The sequence below is a fragment of the Pseudaquidulcibacter saccharophilus genome, from assembly GCF_019455445.1.
GTDB lineage: Bacteria > Pseudomonadota > Alphaproteobacteria > Caulobacterales > Aquidulcibacteraceae > Pseudaquidulcibacter > Pseudaquidulcibacter saccharophilus.
Window position 1 is genome coordinate 17136 of the sequence record NZ_JAHWUS010000008.1, and the last position, 23547, is coordinate 40682.

Consider the following 23547-nt stretch of genomic DNA (forward strand, 5'->3'; position numbering starts at 1 on the left):
GGGGACGAAATGAATTTATTTGATTTAAGTGGAAAGACGGCACTAGTAACTGGTGCAAATACTGGCCTTGGGCAGGGTATGGCGTTGGCATTGGCCTCTGCGGGGGCAGATATTGTTTCTGCTGGCGTATCTCCTGCGGATGATACGGGCGAAAAAGTAAAGGCATTGGGACGTAAATTTATTGATGTCTCTGCTGATTTATCAAGCCTTGAGCCAGTGGAAAAAATTGTTGAAGCTGCCAAATCTGAATTTGGTAAAATTGATATTTTGATTAATAACGCCGGACTTATTCGCCGCGAAGATTCCGTTAATTTCAGTGAGAAAGACTGGGATGACGTAATGAATGTTAATATCAAAGGTGCTTTCTTTTTATCACAGCGTGTTGGTCGCGAAATGATTGCTCAAGGTTATGGTAAGATTATCAATGTTGCCTCAATGCTTAGCTTTCAAGGTGGTATTCGTGTTCCTTCATATACCGCTTCTAAATCTGCGATTGCGGGTATTACCCGACTTTTGGCGAACGAATGGGCATCAAAAGGCATAAATATAAATGCAATTGCCCCTGGATATATGGCAACCGACAATACAGCTCAATTGCGTGATGATGAAAAACGTTCTTCTGAAATATTATCACGAATTCCTGCGGGGCGATGGGGCTTGCCATCTGATTTAGGTGGCGCAGTTATATTCCTTGCCTCGTCTGCTTCAGATTATGTGAATGGTGCAATTATTCCTGTTGACGGTGGATGGCTGGCGCGATGAATAAATCACCTTCTGAAATTGCCGGAATCTTGGTGCAAGAACGTATGAACGCCGGAAGTTTTAACGAATATCCGGCACAAATTCCTGCATCTCTTGATGTTTCTTACCAAATTCAGGATGCGGCAATTGCGCTTTGGAATAGTGATATAATCGGCTGGAAAATTGGGCGCCTTGCCCCCGATTTACACGAAGTTCATAATAGTGAACGCCTTGCTGGTCCGATTTTTAGAAATGCCCTTAAACACTCAAAAAGCGAAGCTGTTGAAATACCTATTTATGAAAATGGGTTTGCTGCAGTTGAGGCAGAATTTGTGTTTGAGATTGCATACGATGCCGACATAAACAAAACTGATTATACCGACGACAGCGCGGCGGATTTAATCTCTTGTGTTTATGGCGGTGTCGAAATGGCGGGATCGCCAATCAAGGACATAAATTCTTATGGTCCTTGTGTTGTTGCATCTGATTTTGGTAATAATTTTGGGCTTATTTTGGGTGGGAAATTGGCTGATATTAATTCAGCTGCTGACTTATCACCCGATAATTGTCGTAAATATACCGCTGCTACAAACTTTGGAAAGCAAACCATGGGGGTAGGGGGATTATTCTCAATGCCGGGTGGGCCATTAAAAGCAATCGCATGGCTTGCGGGGCATCTCGCAAAACGAGGATTACCTCTTAAAAAAGGGCAATTAATTTCTTCCGGCGCAAGTACAGGGATTCACGACATTGGAATCAATAAAAGCGCCAAGGTCGTATTTGGGGTTGATGCAAAGGATATTGTTTCTATTGATATTAATACAAGGCCGCTTTTGGTGGGGGATGAATTCCTGCCGTAAAAAGCGGGGAAATAGTTTGAAATAAGTGAAATAAAAAATTTGACACCGCTGTCATTTTGCTTGATTTTTAGTTTTACTTATTTTAAAAAAGTGCTAAGTGAAAATATAATTATATGACACCGGTGTCAGATTTGGCGCCGAGAAGTCATAAAAAGTTACAATTGGGATATTTTACAGGGTAATTATTTTACCGGGAGGAAGATGTGAAATACACATATAACAAGAAAGCCACACATGGAATCCGTGGCGGATTGGTTTTAAGCTCATCAATTTTGGCATTGGCGGTTTCGGGCGTATCTATTGCACCTGCTTTTGCACAAGACGCAGAAACCGCTAAAAAAGATGAGAGTGTGGTGGTGGTTACTGGCTTCCGCTCATCGGTAAGAAGTGCGATTGCGGCAAAAAAGCTTGAAAACGATATTGTTGACGTAATCAAGGCCGAAGATATTGGCAAGTTTCCTGATTCAAACCTTGCAGAATCTTTGCAACGCATTCCAGGGGTCGCAATTGATAAAGAAGGCGGCGAGGGGAAAACCATTACAGTTCGTGGTCTTGGCCCAGATTTTACGCGCGTTCGTTTAAATGGACTTGAGGCAATTGCAACAACCGGTGGACGCGACGCAATCGGCGGTGCGAACCGTGGTCGTGGTTTTGACTTTAACGTATTTGCGTCTGAATTATTCAATTCTCTAACCGTAAGAAAGTCGCTTTCTGCCGAAGTTGAAGAAGGTTCGCTTGGTGCAACGGTTGATTTGCGCACTGCACGCCCATTTGATTATAAAGGCTTTACAATGGCTGGCTCATTGCAGGGCGGATATAATGATCTTTCTGATAAAACAAGTGAACGCGGAACCTTTATGGTTTCAAATCGCTGGCTTGATGGCCGTTTGGGTGGGTTACTTTCTGTTGCGTATTCGACAAAGGATATTTATCAAGAGGGCCCAAATTCAGGTCGTTGGCAAAATGCTTATTCAGCCGGTAATGCCGGTCGTTTCCAATCATATTCAACTGATGGCGGCAATACTTTTAACGCAATTGCGCCATGTACATCAAATGCAACCACAAAAGTTTGTAATACTACAGAAGCTTCAAATCCAGTTGTAACTGGCGAGGGGCTGAAACTTTCACAGGCATTATTCCCACGCTTTCTTCGTAATTCGCAATTCATTACAAATTCAGAGCGTTTGGGTATTACCGGTTCATTGCAGTTTAAGCTGAATGACCGCAACACCTTAACATTGGATGTTTTGCATTCAGTTTATAATGCCGACCGTACAGAATATAACCTTGAACCCATTTCATTCTCAAGAAACGGTACAGGCCTTCCGCAAACCGATATTTATAATTACACAATTGATGCAGCGCGCAATGTAATTACAAAAGCATCTTTTAACGATGTTGATATTCGTTCGGAAATGCGCTTTGACAAGTTGCAAACAACGTTTGATCAAATAAACTTCCAATATGATGCACAGATTACCGATAAACTATCTGGTTCTTTGTTAATCGGTTCATCTAAATCCTTCTTGGATAACCCTGAACAGACCACATTCACTTATGAATCATATAACGTTAAAGGCTATTCATATGATTTAACTGATATGAGTAACCCAGTTGTGAATTGGGGTACAAGCTCAACTGGATGTCGCATTGATCAGGCTTGTTACTGGACCTATGCGGCGGCATCTTCATCAACTGCTTCAACTAATGCTTCGGGTGATGCATCATTAATTCGTTTACGCCCGCTAACCGTTGAAAACACCTATGATACAGGTTCATTAAATTTCAAATATGATTTTAATGATACTTTCAGATTTAAGTTTGGTGGTTCTTATAAACAATTTGCATTTAACACTACTGAAATGCGCCGCTATACAACCACGCCACTAACTTCAAACGAAGCGGCGGCACCGGGTTCAGCAATAGTTACGGAAATAAATGGCAACCTTGCCAATTACTCCAAGTCTGTAACTTATGGCGGTATTACTTATCTGGTTCCAGATTTGGATAAAATTCGCGATAAGTTCAACTATAATTGTAACTGCACAAATTCATGGGGGCAGTTCACAGTAAATGATTTGAACAGCAATGCGCGCCCTAACAACAATTCTGCTGAAGAGGCTGATACTGCACTATATTTGCAAACCGATTATAAAACTCATTTGTTGAATATACCGGTTCGTGGAAATGTTGGCGTCCGTTGGGTTGATACTACACAATCGACTACTGGCTATTTGGCCAAAGGAAGCAATATTGGAACAATAACAATCAAGCGCTCTTATGATGATGTTCTTCCCGCTTTCAATATGACGTTAGAACCAATTGATAATCTGTTGGTTCGTGTTGCCGCAGCAAAAGTTATGTCTCGTCCAACGCTTTCTAGCTTGGCGCCAGGTGGTTCAATTTCAACTGGTGGTCAGACGCTTTCAATTGGTAACCCATATCTTGATCCAATTCGTGCCAAAACTTATGACCTAAGCGTTGAATATTATCCAAACAAAGACACAATGATTGCGGTCAGCGTATTCCATAAGAAAATCGATACATGGATTCAAAGTCTTGTTCGCACAATTCCTTACTCAGAAACTGGATATGATTTGTCATTATTGGATGGAACTGGGCAAACTGGTGATACGGTTTATACGGTTACCCAACCTGTTAACACTCCGGGCGGTAATTTGACTGGTTACGAAGTTGCCATCAACCAACCATTCACATTCTTACCAGGAGTTTTGAATAAAACTGGTGTGCTTTTGAATTACACACACGTTGATTCAAAAATAAATTATGCCTTCTCTTCATCGGCATCAACAACTGTTTATCGTGAATATAACTTACTTGGTATGTCGCCAAATTCTTATAATGCTACTTTGTATTATGAAGGTAACAAACTTTCTGGTCGCGTCTCATATTCGCACCGCGATGGTTATATTTCGGTTCTTAACCCAGGTTCTTCTGCGGACTTCTGGAGCAAAAATGACACTGATTCAATTGATGCCCAGATTTCTTATAAATATGGCCCAAGACTTACCTTTGTTCTTGAGGGGCAGAACTTAACTGATGAGCCAGTAGCATCAACTATCACTTACAATACTGCACAGAACAATGTTGCGAGCGATTTGTTATTTGATAATGCCTACGCAGGTCGTCAAATCTTTTTTGGTTTCAGGTTTAAATTTTAAGCTCTGACCAAGACGAAATTGCAAAACTTCCCCAGTACTTTGCAATTAAACGAAAGGGTGTCATAATATATGACACCCTTTTAAAATTTAACGAGAGAAACGGGTTTTATTATGCTTGATTTGGTTTGTTTTGGTGAATTACTTATAAGAATGACCGCAATTGATGGCTATGTGATTTCTGATCTAAAGAAATTTCAACCGTTTCTAGGAGGGGCAGAGGCCAATGTTGCAACTGGTGTTGCCAAGCTTGGTAATAAGGTTCAAATGGCGGGTGTGTTGCCAAATAACTCGTTTGGTGATGCCGCCATTGCCGAATTAAGAAAACACAATGTAAACACCGATAAAATTGCCAGAGCTGAAGGTCGGATGGGATTATATTTCCTAAGCCCTGGGGCAATTCATCGCCCATCGGAAATTTTGTATGATCGTAAAAATTCTGCTTTTGCGGATTATGATTTTACCAAAATAAATTGGGATGAGGTTTTAAAAGGTGCAAAATGGTTTCACATTTCTGGGGTTACGGCTGCACTTAATCAAAAATGCTATGAGATAACCCTTCATTTGATGAAACGTGCACGGGCGCTTGGTGTAAAGGTTTCATATGATGCCAATTTTAGACCAAAATTATGGGCGGAATGGTCATCTGGCTATGAAGATAAAATCGTAAAATTAATGAATAATGCCGATTTAATTTTTGCCGGACATCGTGACTTCGAAATGATTTTTAATACAAAATATCAAAGTAAGGTTGCCGAAGAAGTGCAATCAATGGCGGCAAATGCGGCATTTGATGTATTTGAAAACTTAACATATCTCGCCAATACCACCCGCAAACAAATAAGTGCGGGATATAATCAATTAAACGGTAATTTATTTATGCGCAAAAAAAATTATCATACAGAAACGTTTGAAATTGATGGAATTGTTGACCGTATTGGCGGTGGTGATGCATTCTGTGCTGGGCTTTTGCATGGCATGATAAACCATTATGAGCCACAAAAGTCACTTGATTGGGCGATTGCCTCGGCGTGTCTTAAACATGCGCAAAATGGTGATTTATGTCTCAATACTACAAAAATGATTGAAGATTTTCTGACGGGTAATTTTGACGTCCAGAGATAATGCTACAACGCCCTGAATTTAAAATCGCGAAAAATTACTTTGCCTTTGCCGCATGAATAAAGTGCTGGCTTTAGCATCATAAAGCCGCCGCGTACATTATGATTATAACCTGAAACTTCCATGCCGCGGTCAAATTTTGACCAATTCAAGCCGTCTTTTGAATAAAAGTAGGAAATAATATTTTCACGGTTTCGCATTTTTAATTTCATGCGATTACCATTTTTATGTGAAGGTTTTCCGCGTTCCATTCCATATTGGTGGGTTATGAAATTTGTGGAATTAAACCCTAGTCCGGCATAAAGAGATTTATCATAATAAATTAAAATTCCACCCCAGCTATTATCGTCAATTTCAACATCAACCTCAATTTCATAGGAATGGTCACCAACAATTATCCCAAGTGGTGGGGAGTTTGATGGCGCATCACCCTTCGCCAATAAAGAAAGTTCACCATTGCCAATCTTAATTCGGGTGGCTTCTGTTGGCGTTGGTTGGATGAAGTTCCAAACCAAACCAAATCTATTGCTTGTAAAATCATCGCTTAAAGCAATCCCGTGAATACCGTTTGATAGCAGAGCAGGTTTTTTTATGGGCTTTTCAATCTCATCACCAAAATCAAACCATCCATTTTTATATGAGATCGGAACCAAAAGCGTTTGCCGACCCAATGTCATGAAATCACGCTCATAGCCATGATATACCGCCCATAATTTGCCATCAGGTGCCGTAAAAATTGTGGCATGACCACGCGACCACCAAAGTTCTGACGCAGATTTTGTGCGTACTAATGGATTATTGGGGCAGTTTTCCCACGGGCCATCAAGTGATTTTGCGCGGGCAGAAATAACCATATGACCAGTAGGTGGCCCTGCGGTTCCGCCAATTGCGGTTATGATATAATAAAAGCCGCCATATTTGAAAATCTTTGGGCCTTCTGGAGAAAATCCCTCTACTTCCCAGTCATCTGGGTATTTCCAGGGGGTATAGATATGTGTGACATCGCTTGTGGTTTTTAAGCCGTCTTTTGACAGTGATACCCTATCGCCACCAGATAGAAATAAAAACCTATTTCCGTTTTCATCAACAGCATGACCAGGATCAATATTTTTATGAAGACCAAGGTCAATAGGTCTTGACCATGGACCCTTGATATCATCTGAAGTAACCACATAAATCGTATTTTGAATGGGATGTTTAACTGCAAAATAGATATAATATTTACCCTTATGTTTGATTAATTCCGGTGCCCAAACCGAGCCAACATAATCAGAAAGCGCAAAGGCAATAGGGGTCCAATTTACTAAATCACGTGAATGCCAGATATGAAGCCCTGGGTAGGCTTCAAATGATGAGAATGTGATATAAACATCATCACCATCAACCAAAACTGATGGGTCGGGTCTGTCTCCTGATATGATTGGGTTTAAATAATAGCCATTGCCTAAATCCGCTTTGCGTTGGTTTTCTATGCCACGCGCCCAAATCGGTGATGGCTTGCAATCGCCGGCAAATGATTGCTGAGCAATCATTAAAGCTCCGCCACCAATTGATTGTGATAAAAAAGCGCGCCTCTGCATCATATTCCACCTATGGAACTAGTGAACCAGATAAATCTGGTTCAACTTTTGCCAGTTCTTCAGTGATGATTTTTGCAAAGATTTTAGCGCCTTCATCGCCAATATGGGTGTAATCAAAATACATATTGACCTTACCGCTTGGGATGTTGGTTGGTTTAATTTCTGCCTGACAATTGCTTGTGCTTGGTGCGGTTGTGCACAGGAGTTGTGCGGGGTTATTTGGTTTTGCAATATTGATGGTATTACCATTTTTCGCGGCAACAATAACATTTTGCGGCGCTGGTAATTGCGCCAGTTTTAGCGATTCTGATGCCCCCATTTTTTGAACGGCTTCATAAGATTTTGCATTAAGATCAATTAGTGCAACATCTTGCTCTTTTGCGACTTGTCTGGTGGCTTCTGCCCATGGGGCAAGGTCGTTTTCCAAAACCCCATCTTTGAATGTGCGGCGCGTTAGGGGGGTGACAAGAATTGGAATTGCACCCATCTTTTTTGTGTCAATTACATATTGGGTTATAAATTTAGGGAATTCTGTTTTTAAATCAGTGCTTCTTCCTGGTTTTCCTGGCATATCATTGTGCCCAAATTGTATAAGGACATAGATATTTTTATAGCCCTTGGTTTGCATTTCGCTAAGGGCAATTTCCCACGATTTTTCTGCCCTGTAAGAAAAGGATGAGCGCCCGCCACGGCCAAGGTTTATACATGAAACATTTGATGTAAGATGATGGGCGCAAAACTCACCGCCCCAGCCAGACATGTTTTGCGTAGTAGAATCGCCAACAAGGATGACTTTCTGCGCAATGATTGGCTTATGGGCGGCGCGTGCCGTAATATCTTCATTAGTCAAACTTTGCGCCATTATTGCACTTGGTATAAATAATGACGCAAAGATTGAACGATGAAAATTTTTCATTTTGCCGCCTATATTGTTACGCGCTCAAGTCGTGGCGAAAGCAAATGAACCAGCAAAAGTGCAAGCAAATATACAGAGCCAGCAATGATAAACAAAATATGATAAGAGCCAGTAAGTTGTAAAATGTGGCCAACGGTTTTGGCAAATACCATGCCGCCAATCGCCCCAACCATTCCACCAATTCCAATCACGGATGCAACTGCTGATTTTGGAAATATATCTGATGGCAAAGTATAAACATTTGCAGAAAATGCCTGATGCGCCGCTGTTGCAATGCCAATAATCAAAACAGCAATCCACATATTACCAACTTGTGTTACGGCAAAAATTGGCAATACACACAATGCAAAAAGTAGCATTGAAACTTTGCGGGCTTTGTTGGCGCTTAAACCCCTTTTGATTAGGGTTGAAGAAACCCAGCCACCAACAACAGAACCAATATCAGAAATCAAATAAATTACGACCAACGGCAAACCAACGGCAAACCACGCAACCGATGATGATTTAAGGTCAAAGTGATAAGTTTTTGACAGAAAATCAGGTAGCCAAAATAGGTAAAACCACCAAATAGGGTCGATTAAAAATTTTGCGAGCGCATAAGCCCAAGTTTCTTTTACCAATAATAATTTAACCCATGGAACTTTGGTTGTTTCATCGGTTTTGTCCGAATTAATATATTCAAGTTCATCAGGTGCAACTTTTTCATGGTCGGCAGGTGATTTATAAACCAATAGCCAAACTACAAGCCATAAAAAGCTTGCGAGACCGGTTACCCAAAATGCCGATTGCCAACCAAAACTAAGGGTAAGTAGTGGAACTACAAGTGGGGCAACGATTGCCCCAATATTGGTGCCGGCATTGAAAATACCTGCTGCCAAGGCACGCTCTTTTTGCGGAAACCATTCAGCAACTGTTTTTAAACTTGCGGGAAAAGATCCAGATTCACCAAGACCAAGCGCAACCCTTGTGATGATGAATTGCGTAATATTGGTGGCAAAGCCTGTAAATGTATGCGCCAGCACCCAAATAGTGAAGGCAATTGAATAGCCAATTTTTGCACCAACACGGTCAATAATTCGACCAAAGCTTACGTAACCAACCGCATATGCCGCTTGAAACCAAAATACCACATTGGCATAGCCATTTTCATCCCAGTGAAAAACATTCTGCAAGTCGTTTTTCAAAAGGCCTAAGGTTTGACGATGAATATAGTTGATTGCCATTGCCGCCAACAACAGGCCGCAAATTACCCAACGATAATTTGAAGACAGCTTTATCTTTTGGGGTTCAAAATCTGGCATATTTCCTCCGTTATTGTTATTTTTTATAACCTTAACGCAAAATGACACCGGTGTCTATATTAAAAGAGCAGACTAAAATTAAATTTTTTAAACACAGACAAATCCAGAATTAAAAAACAAGCTAGGCAATTAAACAAAAAAGGCCCCGAATTAATCGGGGCCATAGGCTTGCTGAGGTTTCTTTGAAGCTTTACTTTTTAGGCATCCAAAGAGGTTTGATGACGGTAAGCCAGAAGCGCTTGTCATCACCGCCATAGTTCTTTTCAGATACTGTTTGGGTATATTTTGCTTGAACCTTAAAGGCCCCAAAATCATAGCCAACCAATGGACCAATTGCTGTCTGGCTTTGTTTAAAACCTGCCGCATTGTTCAAATCTTGTGACATGAAACCAACTGCACCCAATTCCCATTTTCCAAATGCCTTGGTCGCAGTTAAATCAAGGTTCATCCAATCTGGTGCACCTGCGCTGTCTTTACCTGTACCATAAACCAAAGTTGCAGATAGGTCATAACCTTGTCCAAGATATGAAACCGCACCAATCCCTTGGAATGATGACCAGTCACGGCCAACATCAGAAGAACTTGGCAAATATGCACCGGCTTGGAAACCGCCAAACCAGCCATCGCCTAAATTCCATTTTACTTGTGCATCAAGAAACGTATTGGCCCAGCCAGATGCAACGCCATTGCCATTAACACTGGCATTGACATAAGGGGTAACGGTGTCGAGAACCAATGTACCGCCTGCAACTTTCCAAGGAGTTGACCATATAATCCAAGGTGCAGCTGCATTAACTTTTAAATCAACGCCACCACCCAAGTCACGGGTTCCTGTTGTACCGATACCAACGCCCCAAACGCCTTCTGGCAACGGCGCACCTAATGGGATACCGGTTGAAATCCCTGGGAATAATTCTGAGCCAGCCTGTGCTGTTCCTGCAAAACTCATTGCCGCAAGCAACGCTACCGCTGCTATCTTTATCTTTTTCATTCTCTTTCCTCCTCTTGTTTTAAAATTACCATTTAGGCAGGTAACAAACCCCTCTCTTTAGCCATTGTAAGGGTTGTGTCGTAAATCATATCTTCTTGCCCGCCGATCATTTTTTTGCGGCCAAGTTCGACCAAAATATCACGTGCCGGAATGCCGTATTTTTCACCAGCACGCTTGGCATGAAGCAGGAATGTTGAGTAAACACCCGCAAAGCCAAGGGTTAATGAAGCGCGGTCAACGCGCACCATGTGATCCATGAATGGCAGTATGACATCTTCGGCAATATCCATAAGTTTGAATAGGTCGCATCCGGTTTCAATTCCCATTCGATCACAAACAGCGACAAAAACTTCGGTTGGGGTGTTACCTGCGCCTGCGCCAAGACCAGCAACAGAGGCGTCAATACGGCTTGCGCCTGCTTCGATTGCGGCAATTGAATTGGCAATGCCCATGCCCATATTATGGTGCCCATGGAAGCCGATTTCAGTTTCAGGATTAAGGATATCGCGCAATGCAGATACGCGCGCTTTAACGTCATCAGGAAGCATATAGCCAGCGGAATCCGTCACATAGACGGTCTGCGCGCCATAATCTTCCATTAATTTACCCTGTTTGGCGATGCCTTCAGGGGTGTTTAGATGTGCCATCATTAGGAAGCCAGATGCATCCATCCCAAGTTTACGGGCATATGCAATGTGTTGTTGTGCGGTATCGGCCTCTGTACAATGGGTCGCGGCATGAACAGAACGTGCGCCACAATCATATGCAGATTTCAATTCAGGCATGGTTCCCAGACCAGGGATAAGCAGAACCGAAACTTTTGCCTGTTTCATTTTTGATGAAACAGCAGAAATATATTCCTCATTTTTGTGCGGGGCAAAGCCGTGCTGGATTGAATTGCCACCAACGCCTGCGCCATGCGTTACCTGTATCATTGGCACGCCTGCATCATCTAGAAGGGTTGCAATTTCAACCATTTTATCAACAGAAATTTGTTCCCGTTTGGCATGCATACCGTCACGCAATGACATGTCGTGTATAATAATTTTACGACCTTTTAGGTTTGACATTATGCATTCTCCTCAAGTGCTTTTGGCGCCAAAGTTGGTTTAAGGGTAATTTTGCCGTTTAAAATTTCTTCGGCAAACATTTCTGCGGTGCGTGCCGCTGCCGCAGTCATAATATCAAGATTGCCTGCATATTTTGGCAAATAATCGCCAAGACCGGCAACCTCTAAGAAGACGGCAACGCGATTTTCTTCAAAAATTGGCCCGTTCACCAATTTATATCCAGGGACATATTTTTGAACTTCGGCAATCATTTCCATTACAGATTTGGTGATTGCTGCCTCATCTGGGTTTTCTTCTGTGATGCAATAAACGGTGTTCCGCATAATCATTGGGGGATCAGCAGGATTGATAATTGCAAGTGCTTTGCCTTTTTTTGCGCCGCCAACTTTAACCAGTGCCGATGAAGTTGTGAAAGTAAATTCATCAAGGTTAGCACGCGTGCCTGGGCCAATTGATTTGGAGCTTAAAGAAGCAATAATTTCGGCATAATCAACTCCTTGAATACGTGAAACCGCGTAAACCATTGGAATCGTTGCCTGACCTGCGCACGAAATCATATTGACGTTCATTTCAAGCTTATCTGCATGTTCACGCAAATTAACGGGAGGAACGCATAATGGGCCAATTGCTGCCGGCGTAAGATCAACCATCAAAACGCCCAATTCATTTAATTTGCGGCTGTTTTCTGCATGTACATATGCAGAAGTGGCATCAAAAGCGATTTGAATATTGTCTTCTTTGACATGTGGTAAAAGACCATCAACGCCTTCATGTGTGGTTTTTAAACCCATTGAAGCGGCACGTTTTAGGCCATCTGATTCTGGGTCAATTCCGACCATCCAAACAGGTTCAAGAAATTCAGAACGTTGTAATTTGTAAATTAAATCCGTGCCAATATTGCCCGACCCGATAAGGGCGCATTTTATCTTTGCCATGTTACAAGGTTTCCCCGCTTTTATTAAATTACTTGCAAGCGAAGATATTAAGCAAAATTAAAACCGTCCAATACCGTTTTTTAGGGGTAACAATACCTATTAGGTATCGTTCATGCTGCTATTAATACGAAAGTCGTTAGTGGTTTTTAGGAAGGCCTCAAGAATTGGTGATTTGTCATCCTTCATATACATACATGAAATATCCACTTTAACGTCTGCAGATTCTTTTAATGGAATATATTTAACGCCAGTTGCACCAAATGACATTGCCGATTCAGGCACAAAACATACCCCAAACCCTGAAGCAACAAGTGCAATCCCCGTTGCCGCATCGCCTACAACCTGTGCAACATTAGGAGTGATATCGTACTTATAAAATTGGCTTAGGATAAAGTCAGCAAAGTTTGGACGGCCGATGTTGGGGAATAAAACAATTGGCTCGCTTGCAAGTTCGGAAAAAGAAATAACCTCTTTTTTACTTAGTGGGTTGGATTTATGCACGCCAACTACAATGGATTCAACCGCAATGGTTTTAACGCCAATATCCGGCAAATCAGGTATAAGACGGTTAAATCCAATTTTAATACGTCTTTGTCGCAATGCCTCAATCTGTTCGGTTTTATTCATCGTGTGTAAGACAATTTGCACGTCGGGAAAAGATTCGCGAAAGCGTAATAATAGGCGCGGTGCAATTTCAAAAACACCAGAGCCAAAAATCGCAACGTCAAGCCGTCCGATGATTCCTTCTGCAGCGCGTTTAGTTCGCGAAATTGCAACATCGACTAAAGATAATATGTTGATTGCTTCGTCATAAAGCGTTTTTCCGGCATCCGTTAACTCAACACCTTTTACAGAGCGTTTAAAAAGTTGGACGCCTAATTGATCTTCAAGTTGCTTAATTTGGCGTGTCAATGGTGGTTGCGAAATATGAAGAATGCTTGATGCACGGCCTATATTGCCTTCTTTTGCAACGGCAACAAAATATTTCAAATGGCGTAATTCCATTCTTCCACCCTCCTAAATGTCTTAAAGACAAATGTAATTTTGTTAAGGTTACTAAAGAAAATTATATAGTAAACCATTGTAGCAATACTTTTTAGGTATGGCTGTGGCTCGAAAAAAGTATTTCCCCAGCGCAAAATTTTATTTCATAAATATCAAAATACAAAAAGCCAAAGAAACAAGGGCTAAAGATGGAAACGCAAAAAGGGAACACAACTTCGGTTATGACTGAAGAAGCATATGAATATGTAAAAATCACCATCGCCGAAACTGGGGAATCTTTTGATTGTTCCACGAATGAAAGCGTTCTCGAAGGGATGCGCCGGCTTGGTAAGCGCGGCATTCCAGTCGGGTGTCGTTCAGGGGGATGTTCAGTTTGCAAGTGTCAGGTTGTTAAGGGTGAATATCACCAACACCGCCCCATGAGCACTGAATATATCAGTAAACAAGAATTGGAAGAAAACTGTGTTTTGACCTGCTGCATCAAACCAAAAGATAATCTTGAGGTGAAAGTCATCGGGAAAATGCACAAGAATGTCTGTGAAAAATAAACTTATTTCTGGAGGAAATTTACAATGGCAATTACAGGTGTTTTAAGACCAGGGCACGCACAAATCCGCGTTCTTGATCTCGAAGAAGGCGTAAAGTTTTATCGCGATGTTTTGGGTCTCGTGGACATGGGCCGCGATTCACAAGGTCGCCACTATTTCAAAGCATGGGATGAGCGCGACCATCACAGCGTTCTTATTCGTCAAGCGGATAAAACTGGCATTGATTTATTTGGCTTTAAAGTTGATTCAGAAGCAACTTTAGAAAAATTTGAAAAAGATCTTCAGGCTTATGGCGTTACAACAAAACGTATTCCTGCGGGCGAAATGATGAATACAGGCGAACGTGTTCAATTTACATTGAATAATGGTCACGCAATCGAACTTTATGCCGATAAAAAAGATGTTGGCAATGGACTTGGTTATCACAATCCAAAACCTTGGGGTCCAGATGCGGAGCGTGGTATTGCGCCAACTCGTCTTGATCATGCCCTGCTTGCGGGTGGCGATTTGGATCAAGCTCTTGATATTTTTGTAAATGTTCTTGGCTTCTATTTGGTTGAAGAAGTTGTTGCACCAGATGGCATGAAAATCGCGGTTTGGCTATCTTGCTCTAATAAAACCCACGATATCGCTTTCTTGCGTCACGCCGAAGATGGCAAATTGCACCACGTTTCATTCTGGCTTGAAACCTGGGAAAAAGTTCTTCGCGCCGCAGACATTATGTCAATGAATGACGTTCCTGTTGATATCGGCCCTACACGTCACGGTATCACACGCGGCGCAACCATTTACGCATGGGATAGATCTGGCAATCGCTTTGAAACATTCTCTGGCGGTTATCCTGCATATCCTGATCATGCAGTTATCACTTGGCCGGTTGAGCACCTTCCAGAAGGTCTCGACTACGCCCAACGCAAACTTCACGAAACATTCTTGACTGTATTCTCGTAAACTACGGGCAAGTGTTTCATTCTATCGATGCAGGCATATCGTGCCTGCATCACCCCTCTCTAATTGTGTGAGAAATGACAATGAAAAAAGTCCAAAACTTTATAAATAACGAATACAAAGACGGCTCAGACGCCAAAACTTTCCCAAAACTATCCCCCCTAAACAATGCGCAAATCGCCGAGGTTTGTGAGGCATCAAAATCAGATGTCGATGCCGCCGTATCATCGGCAAAAAAGGCATTAAAGGGACCTTGGGGAAAAATGACGACCGAAGAGCGTGTCGCAATTCTTTATAAAGTTGCGGACGAAATTACGCGCCGTTTTGAAGATTTTGTTGCCGCCGAGGTTGCCGATACCGGTATGCCACAACATACATCACAATTTATGTGCGTTCGCGGTGCACAGAATTTTAAAATTTTTGCCGATGTAATTAAGAATGTGCCAACTGAATTTTTTGAAATGGCAACGCCTGATGGCAAAGGCGCAATGAATTACGCAATTCGTAGACCCGTTGGCGTTGTTGGGGTCGTTTGCCCTTGGAATGCGCCATTATTGCTTATGACATGGAAAGTTGGTCCGGCACTTGCTTGCGGTAATACGGTTGTGGTTAAGCCATCAGAAGAAACTCCACAAACCGCTGCGTTATTGGGCGAAGTAATGCGCGATGTTGGCGTTCCTGAAGGTGTTTATAATGTTGTTCATGGGTTTGGCCCGAATTCGACTGGTGAATTTTTAACAACGCACCAAGATGTTGATGCAATAACCTTTACTGGTGAAACCCGAACTGGTGCAGCGATTATGAAGGCTGCCGCCGATGGTGCGCGTCCCGTGTCGCTTGAAATGGGCGGCAAAAATGCGGCAATTGTCTTTGCCGATGCCGATTTGGACGTCGCAACAGAAGCCTTGATGCGCTCTTGCTTCATGAATACTGGGCAGGTTTGTTTAGGGACAGAACGTGTATTTGTTGAACGTCCTTTATTTGATACCTTGGTCAACGCTTTGAAAGAAAAAGTGGCGGCGTTGAAAATTGGTATCCCATCTGATCACTCGTCAAATATGGGGCCACTTATTTCCAAAGAGCACCAAGCAAAAGTGTTATCTTATTATAAGAAGGCAGTTGAAGAAGGCGCAAACGTTGTTATTGGCGGCGGCGTTCCCAAAATGGAGGGCGACCTTGCCAATGGTTCATGGGTTGAACCAACAATTTGGACAGGTCTTAATGACGATGCAACAATTGCCGTTGATGAAATTTTCGGGCCATGCACGCACATATTCCCATTCGATACCGAAGATGAGGTTATTGAACGCGCAAATAATACAAAATATGGTCTTTCAAGTGCAATATTCACAAGTAATCTACAACGTGCCCACCGTGTTGCGGCGCAAATTGAGGCTGGCGTTGTTTGGGTTAATTCGTGGTTCTTGCGTGATTTGCGCACTGCTTTTGGTGGCGCAAAAAATTCTGGCATCGGGCGCGAAGGTGGCGTGCATTCATTAGAATTCTATACGGAGCTTAAAAATGTCTGCATCAAACTCTAATATTATAAACGCATTGGGTGATGAGTTGCACGCGGCATTAATGGCATGTACGCCTGTTGCGCCATTAACTTCGCGTGGTCACGACTTAACCATTGAGGATGCCTATAAGATACAAGAACGCATGTTAAGCCATCGTTATAATGGTGGCGCGCGCCTTGTTGGCAAAAAGGTTGGGGCAACTTCGGCTGCTGTGCAAAATCTTTTAAAAGTTAATCAGCCTGATTTTGGCATGTTATTATCTGACATGATTTATAATGAGGGTGAAGAAATTCCAATTTCACGCTTAATCCAACCACGTGCCGAAGGTGAAATTGCATTTATTCTTAAACGCGATCTTATGGGGCCTGGTCTTACTATTGCTGAGGTTTTGTCGGCAACCGAATGCGTTATGCCATGCTTTGAAATTGTTGATAGCCGTATCGAAAATTGGCAGATTAAAATTCAAGATACCGTGGCGGATAATGCCTCTTGTGGCGTGTTTGTGCTGGGTGGCGCGGCGAAACCACCTAAAGAAGTCGATTTAGAGCTTTGCGGTATGTATCTCGAAAAAAATGGAGCTTTGCAGGTTACGGGGTCTGGCTCTGCGGCGCTTGGTCATCCGGCAAATGCGATTGCATGGCTGGGCAATACGTTGGGAAGGCTTGGCATCGGTTTAAAAGCTGGTGAAATTATACTTTCAGGGGCCTTGGCGGGGCTTGTTCCAATTACCAAGGGTGATGCTTTAACAATGACAATTGGCGGATTGGGTTCTGCCTCGGTGAAATTCGGGTAGGATAAAATGGCACTTTCAAAAGAAATTCTCGAAGAACTAGCAACTATTGTCGAAAATGCCGAGCTAGAAGCAAAAGCAATCGCACAATTATCAATTAAATATCCTGAAATTGATGAGCAGGATGGTTATGATATTCAACATATTGTCCGTGATAGGAAAATTGCCCGTGGTCATAAAATTGTTGGCATCAAGGCTGGTTTAACCTCACGTGCAAAGATGATCCAAGTCGGTGTTGATAAGCCGTCATATGGATATTTGGCAGACTATTTTGCTGTTGGTGATGGTGAAACAATTGATATCACAAAACTTATCCATCCACGGGTTGAGCCAGAGATTGCATTTGTTCTTAATAAGGATTTGGAAGGCGCTGGGTGTCATGTTGGTGCAGTTTTAGCGGCAACAGATTTTGTAATGCCTGCATTAGAAATTATCGACAGCCGCTATGAAAATTTCAAATTCGATTTGCCAAGTGTGGTTGCCGATAATTCGTCCTCAAGCCGTTTTGTTCTTGGTGGGCGCGCACGTGCGGCATCGGATTTGGATTTGAAATCACTTGGCATTGTTATGACGCATAACGGTAAGCCATTTTCATTTGGTGCGGGTGCTGCGGTTCTTGGGCATCCTGCGATGGCGGTGGCAATGGTTGTCAACCTTCTGGCGCGCCGTGGCGAAGGGATAAAAGCAGGTTCAGTAATCTTGACCGGAGGCATCACCGAGGCCGTGGCAGTAAAAGCTGGTGATAACGTGCAATTACGTGCGCAGGGTCTTGGCTCTGTGAATGTTAACTTTGCCTAAAATCGAAAGAGGGGCTGATGGATAAATTAGCGGTCATTGCGGGGGCAAGTGGTGAATTTGGTCGTGAAATCACCAAAAAACTTGTGGCACGCGGCTTAAAAATTGTTGCCGTTGGGCGCAATTTAGAGGAATTGCAAAAACTTGGTGCCGAAATTGGCAATATAATTCCTTGCAAGGCTGATTTATCAAAAGATAGTTCAATCGAGATTATCAAGTCCGCATGTAACGCCCCGGTTAAAATTATTGTTAATTCAGCAGGGGTTCCGGTTGCGGGTGGCGTTATGGATGCTGATATTGCCGCCATGAGTGAGGCCGTAAATATAAAAGTTGGCGGTTTTTTACGCATGGTGCGTGCGGTTGATAGCCGTCTTGAAAAACATTCACGCCTCGTGGCAATTGGTGGTCATTATGGTCTTGAACCAACTGCCTATGCCGCAACCGCAGGGGTTGGCAATGCCGCACTTATTAATGTTTCGCGTCAATTATCGCTTGCTTATGGTGCGCGTGGGATCACAAGTCACATAATTGCACCCGGTCCCGCAGATACGCCACGCCTTAGAAATGTTGCTAAAGCCCGTGCCGAGCGTGATGGACAAACATTAGAAGAAGTTTTGGAAATTATGGCGTCAGAATCATCGCTTGGTGCATTTACAACGCCTTCACAAGTTGCATGGGCGGTTTCGTTATTACTTGATGAAGAAGCCGACGCCATGACAGGTTCAACAATTATGCTTGATAGCGGTCGCCGTAAAGGTTTACCGTAAAAGGAGATTGCAATGCCAACGGCAATAATAAATATATTAAAAGGGCATGATCGCCAAAAATTAAAACAAATTATCCGTGAAACTACGGACGCTATGCATAAGGTGCTTTCGGCACCAAAAGAGCGTCTTATGATTTGGATAAATGAAATTGATCAAGATTTATGGGGGCTTGCTGGCAACCCTGCATCGGATATCAGCGATTTTGAAACCCGTAAATCACTTGAAATTCCATTTGTGCAGATGACCCTTATGAAGGGAAGGCCATTAGAGCAATTCCATAAAATTATGGACGAAATATCTGAAATAATTGCCCGCAATTTAGAAATTAATAAATCACAAGTTCGTGTTCATATTGCCAATGCAGAACCTGAATTATGGGCAATTGGTGGTGTGCCTGCGTCCATTCTGCGCGCCAAGGAATTAGAGGCACGCAAGACGGAAATGGCAAAATAATATTAATACCCAAAAGGTATTACATAGACAGAAAAAAAGTATTTTATTGTATAAAGATTTTAATACATAAATTTCCATATAAAAAATAAGTGTTAAAAATCACAAGTCAGGAAACGAACGGGTAATCCCAAAACACAGGTTAAGCCTGAGGTTTAACGAACGCATAATTGCGGGCGATGGGGGTATTTTGCCCGAGAAAAGGGAGAAAAAATGGCCGATAGAGCCCCTTTGAAAAAACTGCTGGGCAAAGGGTTTGTAAAAATCCTTGGGACGCGCCTTGGCAAATATATCGAATTTGAATTTTCCCTCAATGATAGTGACCTTGCGGTGGAATTAATCCTTCCGCCTGACGCGTTTAAAGCATTTTGCGAAGCAAATGACGTTGTAATGCTTTCCCCTGATCCCGAACCATCAAGAGAGGTGGCCGGGCTTTTAGGAAAGTTTATGCCTGATGAATTTGAATAAATAAAATAAATACAAATAGTTACTTGGAGTTTGAAATGACCGTTGAAATTAAAACTATGGATTTTGAACCGAAACGTCACACTTTCGGTCATGTCGCCCGCCGTATAGGTGGTGACAAACCCGCATCGCGCTATCAAGAGGCAACTCTTGATGTGCAAGCAACAGAAAACTTTCATTATCGACCATTATGGGAACCTGAATTCTGGCACTATGATACCGGCAAAACCAAGGTGGTTATGGAAGATTGGTATAAACCCCTTGACCCACGCCAATATTATTATGCGACATATAATATTGCCCGCGCGAATATGAACCAGTCTGTTGAGCGTAATTTTACCTTTGTTGAAGACAAAAACCTTTTGGGCAAACTTTCCGATGAACTTAAGCAAAAATTGATTATAGGTCTTATCCCTGCGCGCCATGTGCATTGGGGCAGTAATATGAATACCTCTGAAATGTGCCAGCGCGGATACGGCACGGCGTTTACTGCACCTTGCATGTTCTCTGCTGGTGATCATTTAGGAATGGCGCAAATTGTATCACGTATCGGCCTTGAGCTTGATGGTCAAACTGGCAACGGTTTGGACAAGGCAAAAGACGCATGGATGAACGATAAAGCATGGCAAGGTATTCGCAAATTGGTTGAAAATACACTCGTGCAACGCGATTTCTTTGAACTATTTGTGGCACAAGTGTTGGGCATAAACGGCGTAATCCTTGAGGCAATTTATAACGGTTTGGATGATGCTTGGGGTGAGGCCTCTTTGCCAATTTCTATGCTTAGTGAATTTATGAATGACTGGCAAAAAGAAGAGGCGCGTTGGTCACACTCAACCATAAAAATCGTTGCCGCCGAAAGCGCAGAAAACAAAGCAATTGTTTCGGCGTGGGCGAGTGATTGGATTAATCGTGCCGAAGACGCATTGCGTACATATACGGCTGCAATTGCGGGTGATGAAAATATTGCCAAAACCTATGCCGATAAAGAGCGGGTAACCGCAAAATCACTTGGATTGGAGATATAATCAGATGGCACAAATAGCATCAATAACCTTGTACCAGAATGATGAAGCCCGCCCAGTGATGGAGGCTATTTTGCAAGACAATCCGACGGCTCGCGTATTGAATATGCCGGGTGCGGTTAAAATCGACGTTGATGATGAATTGGTTATCAATCGTGCGACTGTGGAGGAAAAATTGGGTTCTGAATGGGACCCGCAACAAATCCACATGGTTTTGATTTCGATGGCGGGCAACCTCGATGAAGATGATGACCAAATAAAATTAAGCTGGAAACATTAAGGAAGGGAAGAAAATGGCACCTACAAAGAAAATGGGCATCAAGCAAAAATACGCCCACCTTACACGCGGTCTTGATTGGGAAACAACCTATGAAAAAATGGATGATGTTTTCCCATATGATAAATTCGAAGGCATCAAAATTACTGATTGGTCAAAATGGGAAGATCCATTCCGTTTGACAATGGATTCATATTGGAAATTCCAAGCCGAAAAAGAACGTAAACTTTATGCGGTTATCGATGCGTTCGCACAAAATAATGGGCAAACGAATATTTCTGATGCACGCTATGTAAATGTGTTGAAATTATTTCTTACTGGTATTTCGCCTGAGGAATATCAAGCGCATCGTGGTTTTGCCTTCACGGGCCGCCACCTTCGTGGCGTTGGCCCACGTGTCGCATGCCAACAACAATCGCTTGATGAATTGCGCCACTTCCAAACGCAATGTCATACAATATCGCATTTCAACAAGTTTTTTAACGGTCTATCAGAATTTAGAACTATGCATGATCGTGTGTTCTATCTTTCTGTGCCTAAATCATTCTTTGATGATGCACGTACTGCTGGCCCATTTGAATTTATGATTGCGATTGGTTTTGCGTTTGAATATGTTTTGACCAACCTTCTTTTCGTTCCATTCATGTCTGGTGCCGCATATAACGGCGATATGTCAACTGTAACCTTTGGCTTCTCTGCGCAATCAGATGAAAGCCGCCACATGACACTGGGCATCGAGGTTATCAAATTCTTGCTTGAACAGCATCCAGATAATTTACCAATCGTGCAGGAATGGGTTGATAAATGGTTCTGGCGTGGGTTCCGCTTGCTTGGTTTGGTGTCAATGATGATGGACTACATGCTTCCGAAAAAAGTTATGTCTTGGAAAGAAGCGTGGGAAATCTATTTTGTTGAAGCTGGTGGTTCATTGTTCAAGGATTTGGAGCGCTATGGTCTTAAGATGCCAAAATATCACGAACAAGCAACTGAGGCTTGTGAGCATATTTCACATCAGCTTTATGGCCTATTATATCAATTAAGCCATGTAACAGGTCTTCATGCATGGATGCCTGATGATGAGCATATGGATTGGCTAAGCGAGAAATATCCAAATACTTTCGATAAATATTATCGCCCGCGTTTCGAGCTTTGGAAGCAGCAAGAGGCAGAAGGAAAGCGTTTTTACTACAATGGTCTTTTGCAATTATGCCATACCTGCCAATTGCCAATGACTTTCACAGAACCTGATGACCCAACTACAACTTGCTTCCGTGAAAGCGAATATGAAGGTCAGCATTATCACTTCTGTTCCGATGGTTGTAAGGATATTTTTGACCGTGAGCCTGAAAAATATATTTCTTCTTGGCTTCCAATTCAGCAAATCTTCCAAGGTAATTGTGGTGGCCCAACTATTCCTGATGTTTTGGCATATTATATGTTCGGGCCAAATGATGGAGGCGAATATGTCGGTTCCGAAGATAATAAACTTTGGGAATCTTGGAAAAATGCCACCACCAAAGAAGCCGCAGAATAGGGGAGGGTGATATGCCAGTAAAAGCAATTGTTGATAATTATAAAGACTTTAACCCAAACCGTGACTTGCCTGAACAATATCACGGTAATCTGATGGTTTATCTATATTGGAATAAACATATGTCATTCGTGGCGGCAATGGCGGCACCATTGCCCCCGCCAACCCCTTTTGGTGCGTTGCCAGAAGTCGCAAAGTCAGTTTATGGCACACACCCTGATTTTGAAAAAATCGACTGGTCTAAGGTTGAGTGGACATTAGATGGTAATCCTATAACCCCTGATTTTGCCAAATCAATTGGTGAACAAGGTGTGCGCCATAAGTCATTGATACGTTTTACAACGCCTGGGTTGGACGGCTTTGAGGGGAAATACGTTTAATGACCTATACCTTGACGATAGAGCCATTGGGCGAAGAGATAGAAGTAGAAGAAGGCCAGACAGTGTTGGATGCGGCATTGCGTGCGGGAATATATTTACCGCATGCGTGCGGCCATGGATTGTGTGGAACCTGCAAGGTTGATGTTCTCGATGGGGAAGTTGACCATGGTGCTGCTTCACCTTTTGCTTTGATGGATTTTGAAAGGGATGAGGGTAAGACATTAGCTTGTGAATGCCGCCTACAATCGGATGTAACGATTGAAGCGGACATTGACGAGGATGATGATGCAAGAAGGATTGCGGTGAAAGACTTTGATTGTGAAGTCACCGCAATCACTAATCTAACCCATG

Annotated in this window: 24 protein-coding genes; 17 read left to right on the forward strand and 7 right to left on the reverse strand. The window is 42.6% G+C overall.

Annotation, left to right across the window (positions count from 1 at the left end; translation table 11 throughout):
* Nucleotides 1–9: 9 nt before the first annotated feature.
* From kduD to KXV15_RS13275, 4 genes are all read left to right on the forward strand, one after another.
* Nucleotides 10–762, forward strand: coding sequence for a 2-dehydro-3-deoxy-D-gluconate 5-dehydrogenase KduD (kduD, locus tag KXV15_RS13260; protein ID WP_240008692.1), 753 nt, complete (start codon nucleotides 10–12; stop codon nucleotides 760–762).
* Nucleotides 759–1601, forward strand: a complete 843-nt coding sequence (locus tag KXV15_RS13265) for a 2-keto-4-pentenoate hydratase (protein WP_240008693.1) — start codon at nucleotides 759–761, stop codon at nucleotides 1599–1601. Before kduD ends, KXV15_RS13265 begins: the two co-directional genes overlap by 4 nt.
* 203 nt (nucleotides 1602–1804) lie before the next feature.
* Nucleotides 1805–4783 carry a TonB-dependent receptor gene (locus KXV15_RS13270; RefSeq protein ID WP_240008694.1) on the forward strand — a complete coding sequence of 993 codons (2979 nt, stop codon included), beginning with the start codon at nucleotides 1805–1807 and terminating at the stop codon, nucleotides 4781–4783.
* 111 nt (nucleotides 4784–4894) lie between these two features.
* Nucleotides 4895–5905 (forward strand): sugar kinase, encoded by a 1011-nt coding sequence (locus KXV15_RS13275; RefSeq protein WP_240008695.1) that lies wholly within the window; start codon nucleotides 4895–4897, stop codon nucleotides 5903–5905.
* 2 nt (nucleotides 5906–5907) lie between these two features.
* Here KXV15_RS13275 and KXV15_RS13280 read toward each other — a convergent pair whose 3' ends face one another.
* From KXV15_RS13280 to KXV15_RS13310, 7 genes are all read right to left on the reverse strand, one after another.
* Nucleotides 5908–7434, reverse strand: a complete 1527-nt coding sequence (locus KXV15_RS13280) for a family 43 glycosylhydrolase (RefSeq protein ID WP_240008696.1) — start codon at nucleotides 7432–7434, stop codon at nucleotides 5908–5910.
* Nucleotides 7435–7492: 58 nt separating this feature from the next.
* Nucleotides 7493–8398: a rhamnogalacturonan acetylesterase gene (locus tag KXV15_RS13285; RefSeq protein ID WP_240008697.1), complete on the reverse strand. Its 906-nt coding sequence runs from the start codon at nucleotides 8396–8398 to the stop codon at nucleotides 7493–7495.
* 8 nt (nucleotides 8399–8406) lie between these two features.
* On the reverse strand, nucleotides 8407–9699 hold the full coding sequence (locus tag KXV15_RS13290) for an MFS transporter (RefSeq protein WP_240008698.1): 1293 nt from the start codon (nucleotides 9697–9699) through the stop codon (nucleotides 8407–8409).
* 190 nt (nucleotides 9700–9889) lie between these two features.
* Nucleotides 9890–10690, reverse strand: a complete 801-nt coding sequence (locus tag KXV15_RS13295) for a transporter (protein ID WP_240008699.1) — start codon at nucleotides 10688–10690, stop codon at nucleotides 9890–9892.
* Between the two features lie 32 nt (nucleotides 10691–10722).
* Nucleotides 10723–11760 carry a 4-hydroxy-2-oxovalerate aldolase gene (gene dmpG / locus KXV15_RS13300; RefSeq protein WP_240008700.1) on the reverse strand — a complete coding sequence of 346 codons (1038 nt, stop codon included), beginning with the start codon at nucleotides 11758–11760 and terminating at the stop codon, nucleotides 10723–10725.
* Nucleotides 11760–12695, reverse strand: a complete 936-nt coding sequence (locus KXV15_RS13305; protein WP_240008701.1) for an acetaldehyde dehydrogenase (acetylating) — start codon at nucleotides 12693–12695, stop codon at nucleotides 11760–11762. The genes dmpG and KXV15_RS13305 overlap by 1 nt, the downstream gene beginning before the upstream one ends.
* A gap of 99 nt (nucleotides 12696–12794) precedes the next feature.
* Nucleotides 12795–13700 (reverse strand): LysR family transcriptional regulator, encoded by a 906-nt coding sequence (locus KXV15_RS13310; protein ID WP_240008702.1) that lies wholly within the window; start codon nucleotides 13698–13700, stop codon nucleotides 12795–12797.
* A 188-nt stretch (nucleotides 13701–13888) separates the two neighbouring features.
* Between KXV15_RS13310 and KXV15_RS13315 the strand changes: the two genes are divergently transcribed.
* The 13 genes from KXV15_RS13315 to KXV15_RS13375 form a co-directional block, all read left to right on the forward strand.
* Nucleotides 13889–14248 (forward strand): 2Fe-2S iron-sulfur cluster-binding protein, encoded by a 360-nt coding sequence (locus KXV15_RS13315; protein WP_240008703.1) that lies wholly within the window; start codon nucleotides 13889–13891, stop codon nucleotides 14246–14248.
* Nucleotides 14249–14272: 24 nt separating this feature from the next.
* Nucleotides 14273–15199, forward strand: a complete 927-nt coding sequence (locus KXV15_RS13320; RefSeq protein ID WP_240008704.1) for a catechol 2,3-dioxygenase — start codon at nucleotides 14273–14275, stop codon at nucleotides 15197–15199.
* Between the two features lie 80 nt (nucleotides 15200–15279).
* Nucleotides 15280–16737: a 2-hydroxymuconic semialdehyde dehydrogenase gene (locus KXV15_RS13325; protein ID WP_240008705.1), complete on the forward strand. Its 1458-nt coding sequence runs from the start codon at nucleotides 15280–15282 to the stop codon at nucleotides 16735–16737.
* Nucleotides 16718–17509, forward strand: a complete 792-nt coding sequence (gene dmpE / locus KXV15_RS13330) for a 2-oxopent-4-enoate hydratase (protein ID WP_240008706.1) — start codon at nucleotides 16718–16720, stop codon at nucleotides 17507–17509. Before KXV15_RS13325 ends, dmpE begins: the two co-directional genes overlap by 20 nt.
* A gap of 6 nt (nucleotides 17510–17515) precedes the next feature.
* Entirely contained in the window at nucleotides 17516–18304 is a 789-nt protein-coding gene (gene dmpH / locus KXV15_RS13335; RefSeq protein ID WP_240008707.1) for a 2-oxo-3-hexenedioate decarboxylase, read from the forward strand.
* Nucleotides 18305–18321: 17 nt separating this feature from the next.
* Nucleotides 18322–19068 carry an SDR family oxidoreductase gene (locus tag KXV15_RS13340; RefSeq protein ID WP_240008708.1) on the forward strand — a complete coding sequence of 249 codons (747 nt, stop codon included), beginning with the start codon at nucleotides 18322–18324 and terminating at the stop codon, nucleotides 19066–19068.
* A gap of 12 nt (nucleotides 19069–19080) precedes the next feature.
* On the forward strand, nucleotides 19081–19521 hold the full coding sequence (locus KXV15_RS13345) for a tautomerase family protein (RefSeq protein ID WP_240008709.1): 441 nt from the start codon (nucleotides 19081–19083) through the stop codon (nucleotides 19519–19521).
* A 210-nt stretch (nucleotides 19522–19731) separates the two neighbouring features.
* A complete protein-coding gene (locus tag KXV15_RS13350) occupies nucleotides 19732–19986 on the forward strand; it encodes a phenol hydroxylase subunit (protein ID WP_240008710.1) in 255 nt (84 codons plus the stop codon).
* Nucleotides 19987–20021: 35 nt separating this feature from the next.
* Nucleotides 20022–21011, forward strand: coding sequence for a ferritin family protein (locus KXV15_RS13355; protein WP_240008711.1), 990 nt, complete (start codon nucleotides 20022–20024; stop codon nucleotides 21009–21011).
* 4 nt (nucleotides 21012–21015) lie between these two features.
* Nucleotides 21016–21288, forward strand: a complete 273-nt coding sequence (locus KXV15_RS13360; RefSeq protein ID WP_240008712.1) for an MmoB/DmpM family protein — start codon at nucleotides 21016–21018, stop codon at nucleotides 21286–21288.
* Nucleotides 21289–21301: 13 nt separating this feature from the next.
* Complete coding sequence (locus KXV15_RS13365; protein ID WP_240008713.1) at nucleotides 21302–22819, forward strand: aromatic/alkene/methane monooxygenase hydroxylase/oxygenase subunit alpha; 1518 nt, start codon at nucleotides 21302–21304, stop codon at nucleotides 22817–22819.
* 11 nt (nucleotides 22820–22830) lie between these two features.
* A complete protein-coding gene (locus tag KXV15_RS13370; protein WP_240008714.1) occupies nucleotides 22831–23196 on the forward strand; it encodes a phenol hydroxylase subunit P4 in 366 nt (121 codons plus the stop codon).
* Nucleotides 23196–23547 (forward strand): 2Fe-2S iron-sulfur cluster-binding protein (locus KXV15_RS13375; RefSeq protein ID WP_240008553.1); only part of this gene is annotated, 352 nt, incomplete at its 3' end. The genes KXV15_RS13370 and KXV15_RS13375, both read left to right, overlap by 1 nt.